The following is an 11,670-nucleotide window of genomic DNA, read 5'->3' as shown; positions in this document are numbered from 1 at the left end:
TACCTGAAAAGCGCTCGCCAGACAGGCGTCAAGGGGCTTTAAAGAATCCTGCCCAAGCCCGCTAACATCGCTACAGGCAAGCAGAATCATCTGTGCATCGATGTACCGAATCCCCACTAGCGTCGTCATACGCCGGATCGCCATACCGCAACGCAACGGACTTACTCAGCTGCCAACAATAGCGGTTCTCCGTTGAAAGACATTCAGCCAATATTCCTTCTCCGTCAATAACCAGTTAAGATCTTTCTCCCAGAAAATAATAACTATAAAAATAAGAGGGTGGATCATGCAAAACCCCTGCCGGCACATTCCCGGTTACCGACCGCTAAAACGCCTGCGTACCGCGTTAGCTATTGCTCAAGGTGCCGGATTATTGTCGACCTTGCTGCAAGAACTCGAAATCACTGTCTCGCACGACCAGACCAAGCGCGTCACTTATATGACCGGCTTATACTCGCGCATTCATCGCGAGATGTTCAGCGACTGGAAGGAGCAGCCCACAGTCACGCACCGGCCCGGCACGATGCCGGATGCCGATAAGCGCAAGCAGTTTCGCGTGGCTATCGAGAGATTGGTGTTGGATGGCGACAGCAACTCCGACACGGCGATTTTCGATAACAACGGCTTTGTCATCCACAGTGAGGACATCGCGGAACGACTGGCCAGCTTTTACCATTCTCTGCGGGTGATTCGGCCTTTTGGCTACGGCAATCGCATGACACTGGATTTTTTCATCTCCACGCTCGGTAATTTGCCGGCCTTCAAGGCCGTGTACGAACAAGGTATCGACTTTCGCCGTCTCACTGCCGATGATGCTTTGGTGCTGCACGATCACGGTAGCCAACATCGGGCGTTGAGCCGCGCCTTTGCCCACGCCCTGGATCCGCGACGGATTAAAAGTCTGCACAACCAAGCCAACCGCTACGGCAAATGGCCGGAAAATAAACGCTTTTTGCTGGGTATTCCGTTTCTGTCGCACATCACCGCCGACAGCGTTGAATGTTTGGTGACGGTGACCGGCGGCCTGGTGCCGCTGAGCAGTATTACCGCCGAACAACTGATTGCCGGCCAGCATTTTGCCGACAATCCTTTGAGCGTGTCCGAGCACATCATCGGCTATCTGCCGGGTACTGAAGATTTGCGCGCCCCGGGCAAACTTGAGATCGACGCAATCCCGATTCGTGAAGACGGCGTTGCGCCCTTGTTCTGCTTGGATGTCAACATGCTCACCGGCCTGCGTTCCCCCAGCCAAGCCGAATTGATGGATTTATTGAAGCAATGCGCAGGCGAGCAAGCCAATCTATTTTTATTGGCGGACAACGAAGCCCTGAAACAAAAAATGCTGGTCGCCGCCCGTAACGAAGTGCGCTTGCGGCGCACCGTGGAAATTGCCTACGAGCGTTTAGCCAAGATCACCCGCATTTTAATCGCGGCCAGGGACGCGATTTTTGCCGGTAAAACTCCGGTGGACCAACCGCATTTTCTGATGAGCATGGGCGGCGCCGGTGCCGGCAAAACCGCGGTCGAGGAAATCGCCACGGCGCTGTGCGGCGACAATTTTGTCATTGCCTCTCTGGATGAATTCAGAAAGCTCAGCGATCTATACCGCTTGCTGACCGCCGCAAATCACCACAGCGACGACTACGTTTACGTCGAACCCTTCGCCAACCGTCTGCGCGATTTGGTGGCGCAACAAGCTCGCGAGCTGCGGATCAATATACTCTACGATGGCACCGGTATTCCCTATTCGCCGCGCTATTCAACCGCGATTAAACACTTCCAGGCCGCCGGCTTTCGCACTCAGATTGCCGCGGTCGATGCCTTTTTGGTCAAGCCGGTGGGTCGTGAATTGGAATTGTCGCGCTCCGGCGTGATCGGCAGCGTCAAATCGCGCTTTGAAGCGACGGGTCGCGCCTTGCCGTGGGTGGTAACCATCGATAAACACATTCGTTCGCCGCAAGAGTTTCTCAATGCCTTGGAGGACAAGGCGGTAGCGAAAATCTCCTTGTTTGCCAACGATGGTGAGCGCGACCGGCACTATTTGGTCGCGGAAAGCTTTTTGTGCAGCGATACGGAACTGGAACAACTGCAACAGCAGCAACTGGCCGGCAACTTGGTCGCGCATCTACAGCAATTGATTCGCCAGCACCCGGATTCGGTGTTGAAAAACCTAGCCGGCGCTTGCGATGTGCAACTCTCAGCGCTGATTGCCCGCAATCCGGATTTAAGCGAAGACAATGTGGGGTATTTAATCTACAAAGGCAGTGAAACTAATCGCGTATTACTGGTTTATCACCTCAGACGCATGATCGATTTTGTGGAAAAACGCCAACTCAACCCCAACGCCTCCGGCGAGGAAGGCTTGTTACATAAACCGGTGGCGCTGGCGTTTCATGTCGATCCGCAAGCCAAGGATGCGTCGATTACCCGCTTGCAGGGCAGCGTCGAATGAATAAATAGACTCGCAAAATTTTGGGCCACGACAAATCAGATTCTGAGAAGCGGTCCAGCAGATTTGCCGTTAGCCGATTTGCTTGCTACATTTCCAACACTTACTAAATCCGGTAGCCCGATGGAGGCCTTGATGCGGACACCCCTCTTGTTCGATATCCGCTGGTTGGGCGGTATTGCCGCCGTGCTGTTGGCTTTATCGGCTCAAAGCCGCGCTGCGCCTAGCGACGACCCGGACATTCTGGCCAGACGCGGCCAGCAACACCCGGCATCGACCAGTCCCGCCGAGCCTCCGCAGCTGACGCTTAGCAAGCCGGCTGGCGGCTGGACCAGCGGCTTGCAGATTACCGTGGCCGGCACTTGTTCCGACCCAAGCGCCGATCCAATCGTCGTCAATATCAACGGCGTGCGTTACTACGTGCGCAATGCCAACGGCAGCTTTTCCCGTGCATTTCCGGCCGCCAAGGGCAAAAATACCGTGATCGCCGAATGCGCCAACAGCGCCGGCCTCGCCAAGGCGTCCACCACAGTCGATGCGGTGATTTCTTCGATAGGTTTGAAAGTGGTGCTAACCAGTGATAGCGACGGCGTCTACACCGATTTGCATATCTACGAGCCGGACAGCAGTCACGTCTATTGGGCAGATACCAATTCCAACAGCGGAGGCATCTTTTTCTTAAATCAAAACGGCGACAACTTCGATCAGCCCGGCTACGGACCTTATCTGTATGTGCATCCGGCCCCGCCGCTCGGCGTGTTCCGCATCGACACGAACTACTGGCCGGGTGGTGCGGTGCAGCATACCCTTGCGAACCTGGATATCATTCTCGACGAAGGTTTGCCCTCCGAGAGTCGGCGCCGGGTGCAAAAACCGCTGGCCAGGCCCGGCGAAACCAAAACCCTGGCGTATGTAGTGATCCAAGGCAATCGCCAGCCGGCGAAAATCTATGTGCCGGGGCAGGATGCCGAACGGGATATGCCAATAGAAGTAAAGGAATACATCAAACACGAACCCAAGCGGGAAGGTGAAGCCGAGGACAGCGCGGCAGAATTGGGTTACCTGGAGCCTTCTGCATCGGGAAATAACGCAACTCCCTCTGTTGCTGCAGAAGGGCTTGCCGCACAAGCTAAAATAGAACCCTCTCCCCCCGGGAGAGGGCAGGGTGAGGGTTTGCAAATAAAAGCCTTACCTCATTTGATCTCCCTCACCCCAACCCTCTCCCGAGGGGAGAGGGGGCTGTCACAGCAGCCTAAAGACGGCGGTGGTGTGGAGCATTTAAACAGGCAAACTTACTTGCCGGCACAAGATGCCGAAGCTCTGCGCAAAGTCGTCACCGACGTAGCCTTGCTGCAAGCCCGCAAACTTAGCCCGCTCTGGGAACCCAAGCAACGCGACTGCGCCGGTCTGGTGAGATTTGCTTACCGCACCGCGCTGGAACCACGCGATGCGACCCGCACCGCCAAACTCGGTGTGCCGCCTAAACTGAAATTGCCGCCTTTATCCGAGCAGGCTCGCAAAACCATGCCGGACTATCCGCAAATCTGGCAAACCGGCTTGAATAACGGTCAACCGCGCTACGGCCATTTCGCCGACGCGGAAACCCTGATTGGCTACAACTTTCGCTTGAAATCCCGCGACTTGGCGTCTGCGCAAAGCGGCGATCTGTTGGTTTATCAAAAACCCCTGGTCAACGACGAACCCTATCACCTGATGCTGTTCGCCGCTGGCCATCCGGAAAATCTGGCGGTGTACCACAACGGCGCCCAGGGCGCCGACGCTCAAGTGCGCGTGGTCAGCGTCGCCGAATTATTGCAATCGCCCGATCCGGTGTGGGTCCCCCGCGCTGAAAACCCCTATTTCCTTGGAGTGTACGAATGGAACCGCTTAGCCCCGCAAAACGCCTGACCGTGATTGCCTCGGCGGCGGTGCTGACCGCTACCGTTGGCATCGTTGCTTATCAGGATTATTCCCGGCAACCCTTGAGCCGCTTGATGCGCACGGGGTTGCCCTTGCTGGATTTGACCGTGAAATTGCGCGATTCGGCTAATAACAACTTGGACGCCGGAACTTCCCTGGTCGGCAGCAACGACGAGGTGCCCGCCGGCGACGACCATTGCCCGACCTTGACCGGCGGCGATGTCGGCTCAAGCACCACGATGGACGCCACCGTACAGCGCCCGGCCGATTGTCCGAAGCAGGCGACCTGGTATGTAAAGAAACATCCGGTAGCTTTTACCTTGAACTTCAATGAGGGCGAAGCGTTTTTAAACTGGTGGGATGCGCAGCCGCAAGTCCAAAGCTTGCTCGGCAATCGCTTTGTGCAAGGTTTGTTTTTCGGTTTGTTGCAAAGCCTGAAAGTCAAAGCCGAGCAACTCAATTTGGAAGGCCTGCAAGGCGAGTTTCTAGCGCAACTGCTGCGCGATGCCGTCGCCGCCAATGCCGAGCTGCATTTCGACATGGCCCATGCCAGCCAGGGCTGGGTCATCAGCTACTCGCGCAGCGACAGCCAGTTTGCCGATCAAGCCATGCCCGCCTTGGCCGGCATCTTGGCAACCAGCGGCTATCGTCTCAACAAACTGCCGGAACCTATCCTGGAAGCCCGGATTGGTTTGCAAAAACTGTTTTTTACCCAGTTCCGCGAGCGGATTTATCTGGCGCAAAGCCTGGAAGCGTTATTGAACGTGATCGACAGCATCGCCCCGCAAAGCCGCCGTAGCGCTGCACCCTTGAGTTTAACGCTGCGATCCGAAGCCTTTATCGATAATTTGCTGCCGGTGCTGACCGGCGCGGCGACGTATCCGCTGCAATGGGATTTTGCGTTGAAAGACGGCCAACTGGGTACCTTGAATCTGCCGGCGGCGGCTTGGCAAAGCCAGTTACACGGACAATTGTTTGAAGGCGTTTTAGCCAGCATCCCGCATGATGCCTTTGCCGGCGTCGCTGCCAGCCTGGCCTTATCGCCTGATTTAACGACAGAAGACTGGCAAACACTGGCGGCCAACGGCCCCTCTACCCAGCCGCCCGGTGCGGAACCGGCAGGCGTGGGTTTGGTTTGGGATTTCACCGCCGACAGCCCGACCGGCGCGGTGGGCATCATCGTCGCCAATCCCCAACAGCCGCAAGCCAGCGCCGCGTATGCGCAATATTTAAAAAACCCGGACTTGGGCGCGGAATGCGCCGGCGGCAGTTTGTTCCTGGCGGCCAGCTCGGAAAGTCTGTTGACGCGGATGAAAGACGCCTGCAACAAGCAGTCCTTAAGCCCCTTGGATTGGCAACGCGGCATCGAAAAACCACGCTGGCAATCCGCGCAACTGACCGCTTTCGTCAACCCCGGCGCGGCGGTGCGCGAACTAATCTTGGCTGGCGGCGCCGGTAATGCGCAGGAAGCCAATGAATTTGCCCCGCGCTGGCAACAAGACTATGAAGCCGCCAAGGCCGCCATGCGGCAGGAGGGGGATAAATTGTTTTATGGCTTACCGATTTTGAGTTATGCCGGGCGGGTTGAGAATGCTTCTGCAGGGGCAAAGCTGGAAGGGAAGTTAGTATCCCAATAGAATTATGTTCCGTAATATAGACGGTTAAGCTTCAACCCAATAAGGTTGTCGATAAATACTCAGGAAGAACACTTTGAATGCCGGAAATAAGCCCGTGTCAACCCGGTACCAACGACGCCATCGTTCGGGAATTCATGAATAAATGCCGGAAAGACGTGCGCGGACTGCGCCGCATAAACCATCATCATCACCGTCAGCCAAATGCCTTTACGAAAGCCTCAATTGACTCTATCCGGAATTGCAGCGGCAAAACATGGCGGAAATCATCGATAGCCACATGGAGCGTGCCGATGCCACGCTGGACGATTTCAAATACAACCTGCCGCGTCGCTATTTCCGTAGACATGCTCTACATAGGTGCCTAAATGCTTACAGCTTCAGACATGCCGTTTACTAAACTAGGATTGGATAAGGGAGTATTTTTTGCTTTCTCTCAATGAAATCGATGACGATTATTGCCAGGGAATAGAGTTTGATATTACCGATATCGACTCATTAGCCAAGACAATTGCTTTAGTTCTTATTCAAGAATACGACATGGCTCGTAATTTAGTGACTGGAAATACTTTTTCAGAGGACACTGCCCAATTTGACCAAGACGAAATTGAAGATATCATCCAACGTCGCCTCCACCCGACAGTTATTTACCATCGCGATGGGTTCCTGTTTCAACTGATGATGTGGCTCGCTGCCCATCTTGACTTGCAAGACGACGATCTTGTGGCGCTTCCACACTCGCAGGGTTCTGCGAAAGGTCAGGACAGCATCGTTGTCCATCGTTCGACCGATGCGGTAGTTGCTTTAACGATCTGCGAAGATAAGGCAACAGAGAATCCTCGCGATATGGTTCGAGATGAGGTTTGGCCTGAAATTAAGGAGTATGAACAGGGGGGACGACGGGACGAACTGCGCTCAAACATAATTGCAACTCTAGGCACTGGTGGTATTTCCAGTACCGAGGCTCAAAATCTAATTCGCGGTATCTCTTGGAATGGTAAACGCCGTTATCGTGTGCGTGTTACCGTTGAACCTAATAAGCGTACATCTAAGTTATTCAAAGGCTTCGAGGAAATTGTCAAAGGCGACAATGAAATGCGTAGGGGCGAAACTACAACGTTGCCGTCAATGCGGGACTGGATGACAACCTTTGCCGAAAAAACTGAAATCGAACTTCGTAAGTTTGCCCAAGGAGCTTAGCGATGTTTGATGCTGAAACAACCAGTTTCATCCAATTCGCTGTTCCTCTTGAAGGCTTGGATTTAGAAAAACTTCCTCAACAACTTACGCAAGCCTATGCAAGCGTAGTCTCTGCTCGCCTTGGTGCAGTGAAAATTGGTACTGAAGAAATACCTGCTAATTGGCAGAGCATGATTTTCGAACTACGGCGCATAGCTGAAACTTACGAAGGTCTTACGATATTCCTGCCCGAGGATGATAATCATCGCCCATCCTGCGCTTTTGTAGCTGGATCGGCTCATTTCACGCTGAATCAAGCTGAGCGCATACAGGTAAAACTTTTAGAAAATCAGCAATCGTTACCTTCGTTGTCTCCATATTCAGTAGCTCCTGAAGTCGCTGCGGCGTTACTTTTCCTAATTGGCGGACATCAAGCTGATGCCGCAGAAACAGCCAAGGCATTCAATAAGGAAAATACTAGTCCTGTATGTGAACAATTGCTCGATTTTATAGCTGCGCTTGCATCTGGAAACGGGCAAAGTCTTCGCCAAATTGCCAATATGCCGCTGGTCACAGTGCAGAGAATCGATAGAGATTATTTGGATGTAGCTGCCGATGTTATATGGCAATCGCTTGCCCGTGCTGTTCAAATGATTGCAAAAACAGTCCTTGGATTGGCGGCGGAAAATCCTATTGTAGTAATCCACGATGTTATTCAGCGGTTATCGAGTGCTAATCAATCATTGTATATTGGAAATACAACAGTAAGACTCCAGCTTCAGTTAGCAGGTCCATACCATCTTGCCAAGCTTCTTTCTGGAGCGACTGAAGCGTTGCTTAACTCTGCCGTTACCGCAACAAATCCACCAACTGGTACTGATGGTGCGACATGGTCAAATCTCACAAGCCACCTCGCTGCTCAACGGCCGTTTCTTTGGCGTAATCACATAAAAGCCATCGATGAGGGATTTCTTGAAAGCGGCACTTCATTTGTACTTACTTTTCCTACGGGGGCAGGCAAGACGACGATTACCGAACTTCGAATCGCTACTGAATTGATAAGAGGGAGAACGGTTGTCTACTTGGCACCAACAAGAGCGCTCGTCGATCAAGTGGCTAATGAAATTTCCCGTACCGTTCGGCCTATAGCTCGTGATGTCGTGCTAGGAAGATTTCTCGAAGATTTTGGGGAATTAGCCGAAGGAAAAGTATTTGTCCAAACGCCAGAACAATGCTTGGCCTATCTGACGCATGATCCAGATGGTCATAGCAATATTGGTTTGATTGTTGTTGATGAGTGCCATCAGCTCTGCGAACGTCCAAATGCCGATGGTTCGTCTCGTCTTCCTGGGCGTCGGGCTGTCGATGCCATGTGGGCATTATTGTCGCTACTTCAGCGTTCTCCAACTTCCGACATCATTTTAATTTCCGCCATGGTCCGCAATGGTGGTGAACTGGGGCAGTGGCTTGAAACCATAACGCAGAGACCGGCAAGGGTGCTTGATCTCGGATGGAAGCCAACACGTCAAGTGCGAGGTGTGGTGGCTTACGAAGATACTCAAGTGTCTTCACTCAAAGCGGAGCTTAAAAGAAGGCAGTTAACAAAACCGGGTAAAAAGCCAGGAGTCGCGGACAAAAGGGGCATTACGGCTACTCCTGTCGGGCTCTTTTGCCATACACAGGTTTGGAATACGGCAAGTACTTTTGCAAAATTTCCTTTGCTTCCGGAAAGCGTGTCGCTAGGTGTAAATAATTACTGGGGACTTTCAGCAAATAAAAACGAGATAGGAGGAAAGCTTCTTGGAGCAACGGCGCTTGCCGGAATGCGCCCTATAGTGTTCAGCCAAAATATTGATTGGACGAGTACGATTGCCGAGCACGGAGCCGCCGAATTGGAAAAGGTGGGCATAGGTCCAGTCATGTTACAGCCGAATGAAGAAGCCCTATTCATTGCGGCTTCGATAGAATTAGGCGACACCAACTTGGTGGAGCGTCCAGTCCTACAGCGAGTTGGTTTACACCATGGCTTGCTTCTATTGCCTGAACGGCTTGCTATGGAGTCGGCGTTTCGTCGAAACGATGGATTGCTAGCTCTGGTTGCCACGCCAACAGTCGCACAAGGGATTAATCTGCCTGCAGAAGCAGTCATCATTGCGGGCGATGATCGGTGGACGGCTGACGGTTCGGAAACATTAGCCGTTCATGAGCTTCTCAATGCTGCAGGCCGAGCCGGAAGGGCTGGACATTATGCTCATGGGATCGTTATAGACCTTCCCGGTAAAGTCTTTTCGGTTGGTCGAAACAGTAGCGGTCAGATCACATTTCCCGATGGATTAGAACATGTGATGAAGTTGTTTGGATCACCTGACCAATGTTTAGATATTGTTGACCCTATAACCCAAGTGATTGATCGGATTGCAACGGCCGGTGTTGATTCAGATGTTGGTGAATATTTAGTCCGTAAGATTGGTGGAGTTGATGACAATACTCTCCGGAAATTACTCGGCGCTACATTAGGAAATGCTTTGCGTTCAGAACGTGACCAAAGGTTAGAAGCGCAAGCTTTGCTACTCAAAACAGTAGCCGCAGAAATAGATAACGCGGCTAATACGAACCAACTTGATACTGAAGCTTGGATTGAACTGGCCACCCAAGCCGGACTATCGCCCGTAACCCTCGCAACCCTGGCAGCTTCTTTACCTGAGGTAGATGCTTTTGATGTTTGGTCCTTCAAGAATTTGCTTGATTATCATATTCAGCTTCTACTCGGATACCCAGGAATGTTATTTGGCTTTGTTGATCCTCAATCCTCTGATCTCAGTCGAATAATGCCAAGACGCAGTCAGACCATAAATGGGCAAACTGTGTATATAGAAGATGTTCGTGCATGGGAGCAGCGTTGGCAGAATGCTCTACAAGATGTACTGCCACAGTGGCTATCGGGTCAACCGCTAAATGTGATTGGAAATTTTCTTCACGCCCACCGGGGGGCAAAAGGGCACGTAAAAGCGATACAGTTGGGACGTCGATTTGCGCTCCAGGCTGCTGGCGGCTTAGGCTATGGCGTTTCATTAGTCGCCCAAGTATTTGAGCGTAAGTACTCCGAAAAGGCCTCACCAACATTATTATCCTGGCTTCGATTAATTGCAGGCTGTGCGAGGGAAGGTTTTGACGACCCAGATAAATTACTCCTCTTCTGGTACCTACGACGCCTGGCACCGGGCCTTTACCCTCGGGTACGAATCCATCAAATTTTCAACGAAATTGTTATCGGGCAACTTCCATCTTGGCAAGACGAACCGGATATCGAAGCTCGTAGGCGCTTGATTCGCAACTTGATGGGCGAGGTTTGAATGAGCCCCGATTCCATTTCCCTGATCGACACTCCAAACGGCTACGCCGCCTGGCTAACCGAACTCAAAACCCGTATCCATTCCACCCAGCAACGCGCGGCATTATCCGTCAACCGTGAATTGATTCTGCTGTATTGGCAAATCGGCCGCGACATACTGGAGCGGCAAGCGCAACAAGGCTGGGGGGCCAAGGTAATCGAACGGCTTGCACACGATTTGCGCACCGCGTTTCCGGATATGAAAGGCTTTTCTCGTGCCAATTTGATGTACATGCGCGCTTTCGCGGAAGCTTGGCCTGACGTCGAAATTGTCCAACAGCTTGTTGGACGATTACCCTGGGGCCACAACTTGGTGTTACTCAGCAAATTAAAAGATATGGATAGTCGCAAACGCTATGCCGAAAGAGCTATCGAAAATGGTTGGTCGCGTAATGTGTTGAACATCCACATCGAAACCCGTTTACTGGAACGGGAAGGCAATGCGGTCACTAATTTCGAAGTCAATTTACCAAAGCCCCATTCGGATTTGGCCCGCGAATCCTTGAAAGACCCTTACCTGTTCGATTTTCTCGGCATCGGCCAGGAAGCCGACGAGCGGGAAATCGAAAACGCGCTAGTTCAGCATATCACCCGTTTTCTGATCGAACTTGGCGCCGGTTTTGCCTTTGTCGGCCGGCAATACCATCTGGAAATAGGCGGTGACGATTTCTTCATCGACCTGCTGTTTTATCACCTGAAATTACGTTGTTATGTGGTGGTGGAACTCAAGACCGGTGCCTTCAGGCCGGAGCACGCCGGGCAATTGAGTTTTTACCTGACGGCGGTAGACGCACAACTCAAATCAGAGCACGACGGCCCAACCATCGGTTTACTGTTGTGTAAAACCCAAAACCGGGTCGTGGCCGAATACGCTTTGCGCGATACCAACAAGCCGATCGGCGTGGCGGAGTATCAAATAGTGGACGCATTGCCGGCGGAACTGGAATCCAATTTACCTAGCATCGAACAGATAGAACAGGAGTTGGGGGAATTAACGTAAAAAAAATCAACGCAAGCCGTGCCACGAATTTATATCGGCTTGAGCTGGCGAATCCAGTGTATTCATCCGGTCGGAATTGATGATGAGTGTTTATTTC

Annotated in this window: 7 protein-coding genes; all 7 read left to right on the top strand. The window is 52.4% G+C overall.

Features of this window, described 5'->3' with window-relative positions; genetic code table 11:
- Positions 1–286: 286 nt before the first annotated feature.
- Positions 287–2,452: a zeta toxin family protein gene (locus G006_RS0113855; RefSeq protein WP_020483798.1), complete on the top strand. Its 2,166-nt coding sequence runs from the start codon at positions 287–289 to the stop codon at positions 2,450–2,452.
- A gap of 132 nt (positions 2,453–2,584) precedes the next feature.
- Positions 2,585–4,357 carry a DUF1175 family protein gene (locus G006_RS29170; RefSeq protein ID WP_020483797.1) on the top strand — a complete coding sequence of 591 codons (1,773 nt, stop codon included), beginning with the start codon at positions 2,585–2,587 and terminating at the stop codon, positions 4,355–4,357.
- A complete protein-coding gene (locus G006_RS0113845; protein ID WP_020483796.1) occupies positions 4,327–6,006 on the top strand; it encodes a hypothetical protein in 1,680 nt (559 codons plus the stop codon). Before G006_RS29170 ends, G006_RS0113845 begins: the two co-directional genes overlap by 31 nt.
- A gap of 253 nt (positions 6,007–6,259) precedes the next feature.
- A complete protein-coding gene (locus tag G006_RS28870; protein ID WP_200860436.1) occupies positions 6,260–6,403 on the top strand; it encodes a hypothetical protein in 144 nt (47 codons plus the stop codon).
- Between the two features lie 26 nt (positions 6,404–6,429).
- On the top strand, positions 6,430–7,203 hold the full coding sequence (locus tag G006_RS27135; protein ID WP_020483794.1) for a hypothetical protein: 774 nt from the start codon (positions 6,430–6,432) through the stop codon (positions 7,201–7,203).
- Between the two features lie 2 nt (positions 7,204–7,205).
- Positions 7,206–10,535, top strand: a complete 3,330-nt coding sequence (locus G006_RS0113830) for a DEAD/DEAH box helicase (RefSeq protein WP_020483793.1) — start codon at positions 7,206–7,208, stop codon at positions 10,533–10,535.
- Positions 10,536–11,573 carry a PDDEXK nuclease domain-containing protein gene (locus tag G006_RS0113825; protein WP_020483792.1) on the top strand — a complete coding sequence of 346 codons (1,038 nt, stop codon included), beginning with the start codon at positions 10,536–10,538 and terminating at the stop codon, positions 11,571–11,573.
- The last annotated feature ends 97 nt before the right edge of the window (positions 11,574–11,670 follow it).

The organism is Methylomonas sp. MK1, assembly GCF_000365425.1.
Classification (GTDB): Bacteria; Pseudomonadota; Gammaproteobacteria; order Methylococcales; family Methylomonadaceae; genus Methylomonas.
This window is presented reverse-complemented; position numbering and strand designations above follow the sequence as displayed.

Coding starts and splice junctions, on each gene's coding strand:
- G006_RS29170 (WP_020483797.1), top strand. CDS start 2,585: ATGCGGACACCCCTCTTGTTCGATATCCGCTGGTTGGGCGGTATTGCC.
- G006_RS0113845 (WP_020483796.1), top strand. CDS start 4,327: ATGGAACCGCTTAGCCCCGCAAAACGCCTGACCGTGATTGCCTCGGCG.
- G006_RS0113825 (WP_020483792.1), top strand. CDS start 10,536: ATGAGCCCCGATTCCATTTCCCTGATCGACACTCCAAACGGCTACGCC.
- G006_RS0113830 (WP_020483793.1), top strand. CDS start 7,206: ATGTTTGATGCTGAAACAACCAGTTTCATCCAATTCGCTGTTCCTCTT.
- G006_RS28870 (WP_200860436.1), top strand. CDS start 6,260: ATGGCGGAAATCATCGATAGCCACATGGAGCGTGCCGATGCCACGCTG.
- G006_RS0113855 (WP_020483798.1), top strand. CDS start 287: ATGCAAAACCCCTGCCGGCACATTCCCGGTTACCGACCGCTAAAACGC.